This window comes from Methanoplanus endosymbiosus (assembly GCF_024662215.1).
GTDB lineage: Archaea > Halobacteriota > Methanomicrobia > Methanomicrobiales > Methanomicrobiaceae > Methanoplanus > Methanoplanus endosymbiosus.
The window spans coordinates 246,384-262,055 of record NZ_CP096115.1; the positions used below are offsets into that span (position 1 = coordinate 246,384).

A 15,672-nucleotide genomic window follows, 5' to 3' on the forward strand; every position below is an offset into this window, starting at 1 on the left:
TTATGCCACCTCCTGTTCAAAGGCATATGCAGCATCAACCACACCCTCTTCATCGAAATGTCTGCTTATCAGCTGAAGTCCGACAGGCATTCCGCCGACCTTTCCGCATGGCACTGATATTGCAGGCACTCCGGCAAGGTTTGCAGGCACTGTAAGTATATCACTTAAGTACATCTCAAGTGGATTTTCCAGCTCTCCAATTTTTGGTGCTACATTCGGCATTGTCGGCCCTGCGATGATATCAACATCCTTTAAGACCCTGAGGAAGTCATTTCTGATATTATCCCGTGCAGTGCATGCCTTTGCATAGTATTTGCCGTAATATCCGGCTGAGAGTGCAAATGTACCGAGCATGATTCTTCTCTGGACTTCCTCACCGAACTTTTCGCCGCGTAAATCCCTGTATTCAGCATGCCACTCTCTCTTTTTCCCGACCTGCGGGCCAAACCTCACGCCGTCAAACCTTGACAGGTTGGATGATGCCTCACTTGTGCATGTAACATAGTAGGCTGCAAGTGCATATTCCATTGAGGGGATTGTACATTCCACAGTCTCAGCGCCGAGTGATTCAAGAACTGCTATTGCATCCATGACAGTCCCTGCAACCTTTTCGTTGACACCCTCTCCGAAATATTCCTTTGGGATTCCTATTTTTTTGCCTTTAATATCGGCTGTCGGGGTGTGATTGTATGGATGATCATATGCAGTTGAATCCCGTCTGTCATATCCGGCAATGACTCCCATGAGCTTTGAGACATCAGTGACATTCTCTGCCATAGGGCCGATCTGCTCAAGTGAATTTGAGTATGCTATCAGGCCGTATCTTGATACGCGGCCAAATGATGGTTTAAGTCCGACAATTCCACAATATGATGCCGGGCATCTGATTGAACCTCCGGTATCCGTTCCAAGAGCCATGGGCACCATTCCGGATGCGACTGCCGCAGCGCTACCGCCTGAAGATCCGCCGGGGACACGTTCGGGATCAATTGGATTTAATGTAGGGCCGAATGCTGAACTTTCAGTTGTCGTGCCCATACCGAATTCGTCCATATTTGTCTTTCCGACAATTGCAGCGCCGGCATTTTTCAGCTGGGTTACTACATGGGCATCATACGGACATATGAAGCCCTTCAGTATTGCTGACCCGGCAGTCGTCTCAATTCCCTTTGTGCAGATATTATCCTTTACTGCAATTGGGATTCCGGATAAGATGCCCTCTTTGTATTCCGCTTCATCAACTCTTGTGATAAATGCGTTATACCTGTCCTCTTCTGTAAATGATAAACTCTGCATTACATCACCTTTGGTGCTTTAATATAACCGTCCTCAGTCTCTCCGGCGTTTAAGAGCGCCTCTTCCTGGGTCAGCGACTCTTCAACTTCATCTTCCCTGAATATATTTTCAAGGTCAGAGCCTTCGTTCTCTTTCATCTCGACACGGTCGAGTATATCGAAATATTCCAGGATGTCATTGAAGCGTGTTGTGAACTGCTTCAGTTTTTCCTTATCAACTGTTATATCAGCAAGATTTGCTATACTTTCAACTTCTTTATCAGAAACCATAATTCAAAGACCCTTTGTAATGTTATATTATTAAATGTTCCAGGTAATGTTGTACCGAATTTTTATAACCATATTGACGTGCCTGCCTTTGTATTTCTTTCCAGATGCCACTGCCATACTGCATCGCTTTTTTGGCGTAGAATGCGGCTTCATTTGGCATATGGGCGGATGCAGCGACTCTTAGAGGATATTTCCGGATGCCACCCGCAACAAGTGTTTCAGGCGGCAGAGACTGTGCAGCGCGCACGACTCTAATATCCTGAAATGGGCATGAGAGGTATGTTCCATTCATCCCGGCAACCGACTGATCACGCAGTCCCTGCCGGGAAAGGCTTTTAAAATCCGTATTTAGTGTTTCTTTGATGTTCTCTGTTTCAAGGTACCTGGCATAACCACCAAAAAGTTCATCCGCACCCTGTCCGGCAAGCACTCTGTCATATCCGTTTTCGCCCGCCCATCTGGTTACGAAGTACATTGTTACTGCAATGGATGCCTCAACAGGTGACTTATCCGGAATTACCTTCAGTACTTTCTCAAGTGCAGGCCTGATCTCATTTTTATCAATCTCAACAAGTTCGACATCTAAAATATCTGCCATACCAGCGACCTCTTCTGCATGTTTAAGATCATGTGACCCCTTAAGGCCGACAGTCACTGCCGGAAGTTTTGCAAGCTTTGCAATGAGGGCGGAGTCAACTCCTCCTGAAAATGCCACAACTGCCTTTTCTCCGGGGGGGAGGCATTCTGCCCTCAGCCTGACAGATTCAGTGATTGCCTCCTCAACAGGGAGGGCAGGCAGATCCGGAATTATTATGCCGACCTCTTTTTCATTGCAGAAAATTCTTCCACCACCCCTTCTGCCCGGAATTATACCCATATAATCCCTTGCAGAATATCCATTCCATTCAAGATAAAACTCCCCTCCACAGTCCAAAAGCCACTCCGGCATAACTTCAGGCTTATCCCTGAACAGTCTGGTAAGGTCATCCCTGAAGAACACCTCTCCTCTCTTCTCAATCCAGCCCCTTAATTTCAATTCACAATCTTCCTGGTTCATGATTGTCACATTCCAAAATCAAAGAGTGTTGTTCTTGAAGGGTCAACTTCAGCCCACGGTATCCCTATAGCCTCAATGATTCTTGATATCGGCTGTTTGATCGTCTTCTCCAGCATGGTCTCCCAGTCAATTATGAACTCGTGCGGCACCTGATCGGCATATTCAAAATCAATAACATCGGTCTTTGGGTATTTTGCCGTAACAGTTTTGATATACACCCTCTTTGGCTTGCTTCCACGTTTGAAATCCGTACCTAGATTATCATTTGAATAGATTGCACCCCTGACGTGGGCATCCTTATTCTCATAACTCTGGAGATCCTTTCCAATCCCGCCCGGAATTCCGACATCGTCGAGTGCATATCCACCTTTCCTGTAGGTTTTAATTACCTCTCCAAGGTAACTTTTAAGTTCGGATTGCTCAGCCCCTTTAAGAATCAGATCCATAACCTTCAGCTGAACTTCCTTAGTAATATGCGGAGAGTCACTCCTCTTCATCTCAAAGCCGACAATGTCAATCTGATCAACCTCCTTTCCCTCTTTCCAGACGAGATAACCGGCATATCTCTTCTTCTTTCCGGCCTGAAAGAACCTCTCATAGATCTTCTCAAATTTTATTGAGAAATAATGGCTCTCTGCATTGAGAATATTCTTTGAAAATTCAGAATAACTGTCATTTAAGCGTTTTTCAATCTCACGGGCGGTTTTAATCGTATCCTCCCTCTCCATTACAGGAAGATTTATCATACAGGAATCTGTATCACCATAGATGACGGCATAGCCCATCCCCTCAATGATTTTTCTGGTATGATCAATTATAGCACGGCCGACTGATGTGACGGCTGACCCGATGTCCCGGTCATACAGCCTGAACCGTGCATATCCGCTTACACCGTAGTAGGTGTTCATAATGACCTTCAGGACATTCTGCTGGATGTCATAGAGTTCATATTCAGGGCTGCCGTAGTCATAATTATTCCTCTCTGTCTTTCTCTCATCCCTCTCCTTTAAGAGATCACTGATTATGCTTCTTGTCAGGCCGTCAGGCTCTTTTTTAAACCGGATTCCGTTTGGTGCTCTCAGTTCTCCTTCTTTATTCTTCGTTTCAGGTGAGGCATTGATGGTCATCATGCACATTGGATAGAGGGACTTTAAGTCAAGGACTATGACATTCTCCTTTACACCCTTTGACGGGTCAAAGACTGTTGCGCCCTCAAATTCCTCGGCATCTGCATAACCCTTTGACGGAAGGATATATTTTTTGTAGGCTTTCCGGAGAACAAAGATATCAATTACATTGGAAGAATTCAGTGTTCTGTCAAGCGGACAGCCGACATATCTTGCAATCTCCCTGTAAAATTCAACAATCTTATTTTTGTTGTTTATACCAACGCAGAGTTCAACATCTTTCACATTATATTCAACAAGCTTTTTCGGGTCATACTTCCAGAGATCAGAGACTGTGCCGGTGTAGCGGATTTTGCCTTCGCCGATCTCTTCTTCTGCGATGGCATCAAGGCGATATGACTCCTTTCTTCCGCCCTGCATCTTTTTATATCCTGTCAAAAGATCAAATACTGCCCTGCCCCTTACAGGGTTTCTTGCCGATGGCCCGCCGGGCAGTCTTGAAAGCCCTTCGTCACTCACTCCGAGGACCTCAATTCTCTTCTGGATATACGGCATATCGAAATCTGTGAAATTCCAGCCTGAGAGGACATCAGGATCTCTCTTTGCAATATAGGCGATAAACCGTTTCAGGAGGTCATTTTCATCACTGCATATAACTACTTCATGGCAGTCATTGCAGAGTGCAACCGATTCCGGCCCGTTCCCGTTAATAAGCCAGACAAATGTCTTATACTCATTGTCATATGAGTCCCAGCAGGTGATGCAGTTGATCTTTTCTTTGTTCGCATCCGGAAATCCGTGCTCGTCCTCACACTCTATGTCGATTATGCAGACCCTTGCCGGTGAGTTCACCTCTGACGGGGAGACATCTTTATAGTCTGTTATTTCAGATTTGACAGAGACACCTCCTGTAAGCCCGTTGTCTATCATAAACCGCGTTGCAAAGGGTATGTCGGCCTCAAAATGTTTAAATCCCTCACGGAATTCCCTGACATCTCCGGGTTTTGCAGTAATTATTCTGCCAAGCCTCTCACCCTGAATTGAGATGTAATTTTCTGATAAATCCCGGTTATATCCGCCTGGAAGCCAGGCCTCCCGCACTGCATCTTCCGGTGCATAAAAGTAGGGCCGAAAACCGGTGACCTGAATGTGACGGGCTTTTCCTGACTCTTCCCTGCCAAAGATATGTACTACCGGGCCGTCAAATTCGTTTGAGTATTCCACCTGGTTAATTGCAATACTAATCTCATCCGGATTTTTAACTACAGCTTCTTCTCCGGTAAGTTCCGGATTGTTGTTATTTAAGCCATTAATTTCCTTTTCGACCTCTGACAGGTCATTGCTGCCACAGGTTTTGTTCTTCTCATCCTGTATGATCACTTCTGTTCCGGGAAAAAGGCTCTGCTGCATATCTCAGACCTTCCTGCAGAGACAGTTTAAGTGTTCTGAAGCCATTTTCAGCTTTTCATTCTCCCATTCGTCAAGCTCCCATTCGATTATCTCAAGGACACCTTCACGCCCAATCCTTGCCGGAACACCCATTGAGCAGTCTTTAAGGCCGTATTCTCCATTCAGCACAACTGAACAGGGTATTATCCCGCGCCTGTCTGATACAACAGCATCAATTAATGATGATATGTGGTATGCCGGGCCAAAGACTGTACCGCCTTTGCCTGATATCACCGGCATACTGGCTCTTCGCATCTCTGTGAGAATTTCTTCCCTTGTATCTGTATCAATTCTCCGGCCTGTACCATCTGTCTTTGAGAACAGAGGTACCTGATGCTCGCCATGCTCACCGATTACAAAGGCATCTCCAGAAAATCCCCTCTCTTTGAGGAATAATGAAAAACGTGCTGAGTCAAGCTGTCCGCCAAAGCCGATGCACTGCTCTCTATTCAGTCCAAGCGCCTTTTTAAAGAAGTAGTTGTTGGCATCCATCGGGTTTGTAACTGTAATTAGTATTCCGGAAAAACCCTTCAGATACTCTGCGCATTCACCTGCAACTGCAAGGTTTGCCTCAAGCAGATCAGCTCTTGTCTTAATTGCAGGTGTCCTTGGAATTCCGGCTGTGAAAACTGCGATGTCAGAGTCCTTTATCTCTCTTGGATCTGTGGATATCTCTGTCTTTATTCCGGTATGGAGAAGATCCAGTTTTTGGGCGTTTAAAAAATCAGGTACATTGTCGTAGAGAATTATCTCATCTGCAAGTTCTCGTACAGCTGAAATGAATGCCACTTCACTTCCAACTTTACCTGCACCGATTACTGAGAGGACTGTCATTGATGTGTACACATTTTAAACACAATAATAATAAAATAACTCCAAATACTATCTCAGTTGTTATGGTGTCATTGTTAAAGGAGGAAAATATTGCTGTCGGTGGTGTCAGTCTTGATAATCATCTCATTCTTGCCGCAGGTGTGCTTGGAACGACAGGTGCTTCACTTAAGAGGATGCTCTCACTTGGCGCAGGCGGGGTTGTTACAAAATCTATTGGCCCTGAGCCAAAGGGAGGCCATAAAGGGCCATGCGTTCAGGTATATGACGGTGCTGTGATGAACGCTATGGGGCTGCCCAATCCTTCTGAGGAATTTAAGGGTGAGCTGTCATTACTTGAAGACAGGCCGGTTATTGTCAGCATATTTGGCGGAGATCCGGATGAATTCTCTAAGGTTGCATCCTGGTTTTCAGGTATAAAGTCGGTCCGAGGTTTTGAGCTTAACGTATCATGTCCGCATGCTGAAGGATATGGCGCACAGATTGGCAGCAATCCTGAGCTTGTGCAGGAGTGCACAGAGGCTGTTGTAAAAACCGGAATTCCGGTCTGGGTCAAGCTTACGCCGAATGTTACTGATATAACTGAGTCCGGCCTCGCGGCAGAGGAGGGCGGCGCATCTGCTGTTGTTGCTGTGAACACAGTCCGTGCAATGAGGATTTCCACTGCTATGAGGCGCCCTGTGCTTGGGAACGGGTCAGGCGGCCTTTCCGGCCCTGCCATATTTCCGGTTGCAGTGAAGTGCGTCTATGATCTGTATGAGGCGTGCAGAATTCCGGTTATCGGCTGTGGGGGGATATCGGATGCTGATAATGTCATTGAGATGATAATGGCAGGCGCATCTGCGGTTGAGATCGGCAGTGCAGTTCTGGACAATGTCGGGATATTTTCTGAGATCTGCGGTGATCTGTACTCTGAAGATGGTGAAAATATAGAGGATATAAGAGGTTGTGCACATGCGTGAGATAGCATCGGTTCCGGTGAGGATTACAGAGATTAGGGATGAGACTCCGACAATAAAGACGTTTGAGTTTGACGGATGCTTCAGTTCAAAGGCCGGACAGTTCTGTATGGTCTGGATTCCTGGAGTTGATGAAGTGCCTATGGGATTTTCCTCCCCTTCATCAATTACCGTGCAGAAGGTTGGAGAGGCAACAGAGGCGCTCTTCTCCCTTGATGTTGGTGATACAATCGGCATCAAAGGGCCGCTTGGAAACGGATATACTCCCAGGGGCCGGGTTCTGGCAATAGCCGGAGGGGTAGGTGCTGCACCACTGCGCCCGCTTGCTCTTGAAGGTCTTGCAGATACTTTTATTCTTGGTGCAAGGACTGCCGGTGAGATTGTCTATAAGGATGAACTTGGCAGTATGACAGATCTTCATATATCCACAGATGACGGGACTTTTGGTCATCACGGCTTTGTAACTGATCTTCTGTCAGGTGTTGATTATGGCAAAGGTAAAGACGATATTAAAGGTCAGAGTAAAGTCGGTGTAAATCCGGAAGACTACGACACCATATGTGTCTGTGGACCTGAGATCATGATGAAGAATGTCCTTAAAATTCTTGATGGTCTGGGGGCTGCTGACCGGGCGCAGTTCTCGCTTGTGAGATATATGAAATGCGGGGTTGGTATCTGCGGTTCATGCTGCCTTGATGACGGAGGTCTTCGTGTATGCAGAGACGGCCCGGTATTCAGTGGTACTGACCTTTTAAAAAGCTCTGAGTTTGGAAATTACTCCAGGGATGCCACAGGAAGAAGGGTTTTTGGCGGCGGCCACTGAATTTTTTTCAGAAAAACAGGATTTAATATAACATTAAAGCCGGTATGACATCCGGCTTACCTGTGATACTTCTCTTTTCTGGAAATCTTAAATGCCCTGTATATCTGTTCGACAGTTAATAGCCGGACAAACTGGTGCGGGAATGTGAGGTCTGAAAGTTTCCATCTGATGTCGGCCCTGCGGATGAGCAGATCTGATACACCAAGGCTGCCGCCAATGCAGAATACCATTCTCCCCCGGCAGGATAGTTCCTGCTCGCTGATAATCTCTGCAATGCCCTCAGACGAGTATTCCTTTCCGTGAAGGTCAAGAAGGATTACAAAGTCGTCACTGCCTGTCTGCTTTAAGACTTTATCTCCTTCTTTATCAAGAATAGATTTTATTATTGCGGCTGATGCTTTTTCCGGGATGCTCTCATCAGCCACCTGAATGATTTCTGTTCCGGCATATGGCCTTAATCTCTTTAAATATTCATCAATACCGTCACTGATGTACCTCTCTTTTATTTTGCCTATTGCAATTATACGGATTTGTGCCGGCATGTCAGATCTTTGTATTTATCTCTTCAAGTTCTTCTAATTTGTTAATGTTTGTAAAGGTCATGAGGTTTGGATCAATATCTCTGAACTCTTCAACACTGATATATTTTGAATGCAGTTCATGAATCATGGCCCTAAGAGAGAGTGATTTATGGCTTTTAAGGTATTTCACAAGGGCATCACGCCTGTAAATGGCATGAAGCGGCTCTACTTTATCTTCATCCCATGCCGGAATTATAGCATCATATTCATTCATCTGATCAAAAAGCCGGTTAACGACCTCAGGATTTAAAAACGGCATATCGCAGGCAGATACAAATATTACTTCTCCTTTTGCTTCAGGTACACCTGCCTGAAGTCCTCCTATCGGTCCTCTTCCTTTAATGATATCACTGACTATATGGACATTATCAATCCCGTAAAAATGACTGCATTTCTCTTCGTTCTTAGCAACGATTATTATCTCATCAACGACAGTTTCAAGGCATTCAATAAGCCTTGTGATAAATGTCTCTCCCCTGTAAGAAAAAAAGTATTTATCCCTGCCCCCGGCTCTTTTTCCTTCTCCTCCTGCAAGAATTATTGCTGTCCGGAATGCCGGCTTTGCAGGATTTTCATCAGGCATTATTAATATTTTCCCTGAATTTTATCAGACTGACAACTGTTCTGTTTACAGGTGTGTCTATGCCGTGTTTATCTCCGAGATCTGTAATTGCACCATTGATAAAATCAATCTCAGTCTTTTTACCCATTGATATGTCCTGGTACATTGATGAATGATGATTGGCAGTATCCGGAATCTGCTTTTCTCTTAGATATTTCAGGTAGCTTCCTGCACTGTCCCAGCCAGGATTTATGCCTTCTGCTTTTAAAACCAGAAAAGCTTCTTTTATGATCTCTGTTATGATACTAAAGGCATTTTTATCCAGAAGTTCTCTGTAGGGAACCATCATGACTGCTCCGAGTGGATTTAATGCAGAGTTGTATAGTGTTTTTCCCCACAGAGAACCCCTTACATTATCATCAGTAAGGGCGTTTATTCCGGAACTTTGCAGAAGTTTTACAATATTTTCAACCCTTTCATCTGTTCCGCCCGGAAATCTGCCTAATTTTGCGGGGGCTGCCTCAACTGAGACATGAACCTTCCCGTCACCACGCCATTCAAATCCGGTAATTATCATTGCACCAATGACTCTGTTGGTATAACCTGCAATGATCTCCTCATTGCCAATTCCGTTCTGAAGACTGATGAGATCAGCATCTCCAAACCTGTCACCAAACTGTTCGCAGATATCCCTCGTTGCAAGGGATTTTGATGTGATAATAATATAGTCAAAATCCACACCTTCGGGCAGATCTTCAGAGCATGGGAAATGAAAAGTTTCACTGCCCCAGATTCCGGTCATGACAAGACCGTCTTTATTTATTGCGTCTGCATTCCTCCGGCGTGTCACTGCATATACATCACATACTTTAGAGAGCATTCCGGCAACGCAGAGACCGACAGCACCGGCACCAAGGACTGCAACTTTCATGTATCTAATTTGATCTGTTAAATTCTTAAATAGAGATCATTTAACACCGGACATTTAAGGTTGTTCAATCCAGAAATAAAATAGCAGTGGGATATAATTTTTAAGACTGATGTGATGCCGGGCATCATTATTGTTTAACATATTATGTGCCTGTATCTGACATTCGACACTAACTCTACGAAAAATAATCTTTTTATCTACCCACTTTTCTTTATCACATCGAAGTAATCAAATTTCAAATGTAAGTTAATATAAGCTAATATGGACATTCAGCCGGAATATATTAGTTATTTGTATTGGTGACGCTAAAATATTAAATCAAATTACACACGCAGATTTAGATTTTAACCCCTTCCATCCGGAGAAGTGCTTCCTTAATTTCAACTGACGGGGTAAACCCACCAGTTCCGGATTTGGCAACCACCCGGTGGCAGGGAATTATCAGTGGTGTCGGATTTCTCTTCATTGCAGTGCCGACAACTCTTGCATTAGTCCCTGCCTTCTTTGCAACCTCACCATAGGTCATTGTTTCCCCGTATGGGATCTCCTTTACAATCCTGTATATCCCGCAGTATGGATGGCCATCCTCTGTTGCGGATGATTTTAGCATTGAGAGATTCCGGTTTTTACCGTTTAAATACAGCCTTATGACAGCAGGAATATCCCCGTCTGTCACATCCGGATTCCTGGAAAAACTGACTCTTATTATTCTCTCATCGCTCCACCAGACAATGACATGCCAGTACCCGAAGGGATATCTTCCGGAATATGTATTCATATCAGCTTTCTGTCTTTTTGCCTCTCTCTTTCTCTCTCCTTTGATTTTTATCTCCACCTGGCTATATCCTTTGAAAACTGTGATACATCACAGACAACCATCTCATCCTGCATCCATGGTGGCAGTCCTCTCTTAACTCCGGATTCAAGGAAACGTGCCTCCCCTATGAGCAGAACGCCTGTGTCATCCGGTGTCCTGAGCACTCTTCCAAGCGCCTGAAGTGCTTTGTTTATTGCCGGAAGTGTGTATGATATAAACTCACCCTCCGGGCCGAATTTACTCTTAAAATAGTCAATGACCATCTTTCTGACATCATTATAGGGCGCAAGAGGCAGGCCGATTACAATTGCACCGTTTAAGAGTTCACCCCTGTAATCAAGCCCCTCACTCCATTTACCACCACATACACCAAAAATGATCCCGGATTTACCCATCTCCGGCAGGGACAGAAACTTCCTTAAATCACGGTTGGCAACCTGCGTTTCAGGTGATTCTATGAATACCTCTTTTTTGTTTATTTTTTGCGGTATGTCAACTGCAATATTATTGAGCATATCATAGGACGGGAAGTACACCGCAAGGTTTCCCTTTACCTTTGCAAATTCCTGTATATATCTGTGAATTTTCTCAAGGTTGTCCTTATCCTTCCTCTTTGAAAAAGCAGAAGTGACATCTTTTGAACAGTATATGGCCCGGTTTTTTTTTGGGAATGAATTGGGCAGGGAGAGGGTTAATGCTGGCAGATCCTCAAAATAAAGCTTTTTAAAGCTCTCAACCGGAGATAGTGTGCCACTTATCATTATACATGACGAATGGTTCTGAGCAATCTCCTTTAATGTTGATGACGGGTCAATATTTCTGACCTCAAGTGAGATCATATTCTCATTCTTTCTGTATATGGTCAGGAATGCCGGATCCTGAGTTGCCTGAATAATTCTGAAGAAAAATTCCATGACTCTCTCAAGCGGAATTTCCTTAAAGTCTCCCTCCTGGATCTTCTTATCCTTTATTGCCTCATATATCCGGTTGAGATCGTCATATATATCCTCCATTTTATTGTAGAGAGATTCATTGAGTATAAATCTTGAGAACATAACCGGGTCGAAATAGTCCTCTTTTTTAACTGATCTCCTTAATCCTTCCATAAACTTCCTGACTCTTGGAAGCATACCCTGCACAGCTTCAACACCCTTTATTCTGTTCTTCATATGGGTAAGTTCATTCTGGGCATGTTCAAGGGTTTTTTCACTTATGCTAATAGTCTGAATGCTCTGGACTGTATCGGAGCAGTTGTGGGCTTCGTCAATGAGAAGCATGGTGTTGTTCTCTTCAATCCCGATTGAGAGATACATCTGCTCCCTTATTGTTTCGTTGAAGAGGTGGTGGAAATTAAGAAGTATAATATCTGCATCTCTTGATGCCTGAAGCATCACCTCATAAGGGCAGATCTCACTGCAAAGATCTTTAATCCTGTCAGGATTTACAAGGCTTTTTGATACCTCATCCCCCTTCGCCCTCAGGATGTTTGAGGGAATCATCTTAATGCCGTCATTTTCAACAAAGACTTTTGATTTTATGTAATAGGGACATAACAGGGGTCTGTCCGGGTCCTGCATTTTGATCTGTTTTTTTATTACTGCATCATTAGCCGGAACAAGGGAGCCTTTCTGCGCACGGTCCCTCATTATTGATGAGGAGAAGGCTTTCAGACCTTCACAGAGATGATAGATGTCACCCTCACCTGTCATCGGGCACATATTCCGTTTTCCTACGAGATATGCAGCTTTAATCCGTTTTTTTCTCTTAATAAGCTCAATTTCCCGGATGAAAATATTCAGCTGGCTGACTGTTCTCACCGCAACCACAATTTTTCTTCCGTTTGCGTTTGCAAGCATTGCCGAGATAACACTTGACTTTCCGCTTCCTGTAGGAGCATCTATAAGGCAGATTTTATTCTCCCGTACCGCTTCTGCGGCTGTATTTAACATCGTCTCCTGGTTTGGCCTGAAATTGTCGTATGGAAACCAGTCTTCAATATTACCCATTACTTACATATTTGGTGCCGCCACATTTTGTATTATTGTGCTGTGTCTGCGCAGGCACTGCACGGGTGATTTCAATGAATAAGATATACAGAACCAAAGATGACAGGATTTTAGCAGGTGTATGCAGTGGAATAGGCAGAGGGCTGGACATTGACCCGAATATTGTACGGATAGTGTTTGTTGTTATGACTCTTGCGTACGGCGCAGGCATTATTGCGTACATCGCGGGGTGGGTACTGCTGCCGGATGAAGAAGAAAATGACGTTATTGATGCTGAATTCACAATTAAAAATTAATTTAGCATTTTATCTTTATTTGGCATTCAAAAAATTCAGTAATAGTTGCCCGCATATATCATGCATGACTGAAAACCAATTTTATAAACAAGTTACATACCAGTAAACACTATGGCAATACATCCTATTGATTTCAGATACGGAACACCTGAGATGAAAAAGATCTGGGGCGAGGAAAACCGTTTTGCCGCTGTTGTTCAGGCAGAGGTCGCACTTGCAAAAGCAGAGGCAGATCACGGTATGATCCCGGCAGAAGCGGCAGATTCAATCGCTAAACTGGCAAAAAATGCATCACTTGCGCGGGCCAAAGAGATTGAGGATGAGATCAGCCATGATATGATGGCAATTGTAAAAGCTGTCACTGAAGTCTGCGGCGAGTCCGGAAGATGGATTCATTATGGCGCGACATCCAATGACATCCTTGACACTGCTACAGGGATTCAGCTTAAGGAGAGCATGTTTCTTATTGAGGCAAAACTCAGAGGGCTTCTGAGCGTACTTCTTGAAAGGGCGAAGGAGACAAAAACACTTGTCTGCGCCGGAAGAACACACGGGCAGATCGGCGTGCCGACAACATATGGTCTGAGATTTGCGATCTGGGCAAGCGAGGTTGCAAGACATATTGAGAGACTTGAACAGATGAGGCCGCGTGTCGCAGTCGGACAGATGACCGGTGCTGTCGGGACTCAGGCATCATTGGGAAATTCCGGCCATGAGGTGATGGTCTCAATGATGGGATATCTTGGCCTTCATCCGGTAGATGTCTCAAACCAGATAATTCAGCGTGACAGGTATGCGGAATATGTAATGCTGCTGGCAAATATCTCAACCACCCTTGATAAGATAGGAATTGAGATAAGAATGATGCAGAGATCTGAGATCGGTGAGATGGAAGAGGCATTCGGCAAAAAGCAGGTCGGATCATCAACCATGCCGCATAAGAGAAATCCTATCAAATCTGAGCAGGTCTGCGGACTTGCGCGTATTGTAAGGGCAATGGTTGAACCGGCACTGATGAACAATACACTGTGGGATGAGAGGGATCTTACAAATTCATCATGCGAAAGGGTAACCTTCCCTGAATCATCCATCCTGACCGATCACATACTAAATCTCATGATTGGTGTGATCTCCGGAGTAAAACTCAATGGAGACAATATCCGGAAGAATCTGAACCTTCTGAATGGTGTCAATATGGCAGAGTCTGTTATGATTGAACTTACAAAAAGAGGAATGGACAGACAGGATGCACATGAGATAATCAGGGTTAGCAGCATGACTGCCCTTGAGCTGCACAGGCCGCTTGCTGCAATTCTTGCTGAAAATCCGGGTGTCTCAAAATATCTCTCATTTAAGGAGATTGAAGAGCTTTTACTCCCGGACAATTACATCGGAACAGCAGTATTTCAGGTTGACAGCCTTGCTGAAAAACTGACTCCATTTGTACTGTAGAAATTATGTAATTGTCTGCTGAGTTAAAAAAAATATTATTTTTTATTTAAATATAAGTTCTGAGGCCGTCGGCCCACTCACCTATGAGGTGCCAGTCTCTGTAATCTCCGGGAATTCTGCCTTCTCTGAATAATGAACTGATCTTTTCTGTGATGGTTATATTTCCGGCATCCAGTTTTCCGCCAAAGTAGCCGGTTGTGACGAGATCAATGTGCTGTGAAATTTTTTCTGCAAGTTTTTCAGCTTTCTCTCTCTCTTTGTAATCATTGTTCCTGAGTGAATATCCGGTGATGAAAAGAGCAGCATTTTTTTTATTCAGATAATTTCTGTGAAGCTTCACAAACTCTTCAGCCTCCGGCATTAATTTTCCTTCGTATATCGGTGTGCCCATTACAATGAGTGAATACTGCCTTATATCCTCAACATCCTGCACTTTTTTGACATCTGCCTTATATCCGGCATCGAAGAAACTGTTCCTGATGGTCCATGCAATATCAGCAGTTGAGCCGTGCTTTGTTGCATATGTTATCAGGATTGTTGATTCACCTGTATCTTTAGTGCCCGTTTTATCCTGTGAGATTGGATTTTTTTTAACCGGATCTCTCTTATTTTCAGTTAAAAATCTCTCGGCTTCAGTTTCTCTATAGGACTTAGATGACTCACCTGTAATTTTTCCTGATTTATCATTGTTATTATCATGATTGTGATTGTTATAATTGTCACCAACCTTTTTTCTCCGGATAGCAATGGCTCTGAATTTATTTCCTCCTTTAGGAGTCTTTGCCCACCCATATGATGCAATGCCTGAGAGAACTATGAGATCAGATATGTACAGCAGGGTATTTTTAATATTTTCACTGTCTGATCCCTGTTCTGTTTCATTTATAGTTAGATTTTCTATATATGCGGGAATTTCTTCGTCATCAGTTGCATCAAGTGCTACAACGGGGTTTGTAAGCAGGAGTTCTATCAGCTGTTCCGCAGTATGTAATGACAGACCAAACTCTTCTCCTTCTTCTGTTCTTAATGTTGCACTACCCCTGTCTCTGCAGCTTTCTGTTATCCCGAATAATTTATCATCGCCGGTTTTGAACAATGCCCTTGGTGAGGATAATGGTTTGCCTGTATTTAGTTCTATGAAGTCAAGCAAAATATCAGTTTTTATCATTTTAAGAAATTCTCCCGATTATTATTCGATGTGATTATATGATTCCTG

Annotated in this window: 15 protein-coding genes; 4 read left to right on the forward strand and 11 right to left on the reverse strand. The window is 44.0% G+C overall.

The annotated features are described in order from the left end of the window. Genes gatA through L6E24_RS00805 form a run of 5 tightly spaced genes read right to left on the reverse strand, consistent with a single transcriptional unit; the run spans position 1 to position 6,032 of the window. Positions 1-1,296 carry an Asp-tRNA(Asn)/Glu-tRNA(Gln) amidotransferase subunit GatA gene (gatA, locus tag L6E24_RS00785; protein WP_257742837.1) on the reverse strand — a complete coding sequence of 432 codons (1,296 nt, stop codon included), beginning with the start codon at positions 1,294-1,296 and terminating at the stop codon, positions 1-3. Then, complete coding sequence (gatC, locus tag L6E24_RS00790; RefSeq protein ID WP_257742838.1) at positions 1,296-1,565, reverse strand: Asp-tRNA(Asn)/Glu-tRNA(Gln) amidotransferase subunit GatC; 270 nt, start codon at positions 1,563-1,565, stop codon at positions 1,296-1,298. Before gatC ends, gatA begins: the two co-directional genes overlap by 1 nt. Positions 1,566-1,587: 22 nt before the next feature. Next, positions 1,588-2,622, reverse strand: a complete 1,035-nt coding sequence (locus L6E24_RS00795) for an asparagine synthase C-terminal domain-containing protein (protein ID WP_257742839.1) — start codon at positions 2,620-2,622, stop codon at positions 1,588-1,590. 5 nt (positions 2,623-2,627) lie between these two features. Further along, positions 2,628-5,159, reverse strand: coding sequence for a DNA-directed DNA polymerase (locus L6E24_RS00800; RefSeq protein WP_257742840.1), 2,532 nt, complete (start codon positions 5,157-5,159; stop codon positions 2,628-2,630). A gap of 3 nt (positions 5,160-5,162) precedes the next feature. Continuing rightward, the gene (locus L6E24_RS00805) at positions 5,163-6,032 is read right to left on the reverse strand and encodes a malate dehydrogenase (protein WP_257742841.1); all 870 of its coding nucleotides are present in this window, start codon (positions 6,030-6,032) and stop codon (positions 5,163-5,165) included. A 62-nt stretch (positions 6,033-6,094) separates the two neighbouring features. Between L6E24_RS00805 and L6E24_RS00810 the strand changes: the two genes are divergently transcribed. Beyond that, positions 6,095-6,991, forward strand: a complete 897-nt coding sequence (locus L6E24_RS00810) for a dihydroorotate dehydrogenase (protein WP_257744052.1) — start codon at positions 6,095-6,097, stop codon at positions 6,989-6,991. Further along, complete coding sequence (locus L6E24_RS00815; RefSeq protein ID WP_257742842.1) at positions 6,984-7,811, forward strand: dihydroorotate dehydrogenase electron transfer subunit; 828 nt, start codon at positions 6,984-6,986, stop codon at positions 7,809-7,811. The genes L6E24_RS00810 and L6E24_RS00815 overlap by 8 nt, the downstream gene beginning before the upstream one ends. Positions 7,812-7,867: 56 nt before the next feature. Here L6E24_RS00815 and rlmH read toward each other — a convergent pair whose 3' ends face one another. From rlmH to L6E24_RS00840, 5 genes are all read right to left on the reverse strand, one after another. Next, complete coding sequence (rlmH, locus tag L6E24_RS00820) at positions 7,868-8,353, reverse strand: 23S rRNA (pseudouridine(1915)-N(3))-methyltransferase RlmH (RefSeq protein ID WP_257742843.1); 486 nt, start codon at positions 8,351-8,353, stop codon at positions 7,868-7,870. Between the two features lies 1 nt (position 8,354). Then, entirely contained in the window at positions 8,355-8,975 is a 621-nt protein-coding gene (mobA, locus tag L6E24_RS00825; RefSeq protein ID WP_257742844.1) for a molybdenum cofactor guanylyltransferase, read from the reverse strand. Next, entirely contained in the window at positions 8,968-9,885 is a 918-nt protein-coding gene (locus L6E24_RS00830) for a ketopantoate reductase family protein (protein ID WP_257742845.1), read from the reverse strand. Before L6E24_RS00830 ends, mobA begins: the two co-directional genes overlap by 8 nt. Positions 9,886-10,222: 337 nt before the next feature. After that, a complete protein-coding gene (locus L6E24_RS00835; protein WP_308219132.1) occupies positions 10,223-10,720 on the reverse strand; it encodes an MGMT family protein in 498 nt (165 codons plus the stop codon). Further along, complete coding sequence (locus L6E24_RS00840; protein WP_257742846.1) at positions 10,711-12,708, reverse strand: ATP-dependent DNA helicase; 1,998 nt, start codon at positions 12,706-12,708, stop codon at positions 10,711-10,713. Before L6E24_RS00840 ends, L6E24_RS00835 begins: the two co-directional genes overlap by 10 nt. 74 nt (positions 12,709-12,782) lie before the next feature. Between L6E24_RS00840 and L6E24_RS00845 the strand changes: the two genes are divergently transcribed. Next, positions 12,783-13,004, forward strand: a complete 222-nt coding sequence (locus L6E24_RS00845) for a PspC domain-containing protein (protein WP_257742847.1) — start codon at positions 12,783-12,785, stop codon at positions 13,002-13,004. 111 nt (positions 13,005-13,115) lie between these two features. Beyond that, entirely contained in the window at positions 13,116-14,456 is a 1,341-nt protein-coding gene (purB, locus tag L6E24_RS00850; RefSeq protein WP_257742848.1) for an adenylosuccinate lyase, read from the forward strand. Between the two features lie 46 nt (positions 14,457-14,502). Here purB and L6E24_RS00855 read toward each other — a convergent pair whose 3' ends face one another. After that, positions 14,503-15,624: a flavodoxin domain-containing protein gene (locus L6E24_RS00855; RefSeq protein WP_257742849.1), complete on the reverse strand. Its 1,122-nt coding sequence runs from the start codon at positions 15,622-15,624 to the stop codon at positions 14,503-14,505. Positions 15,625-15,672 lie beyond the last annotated feature (48 nt).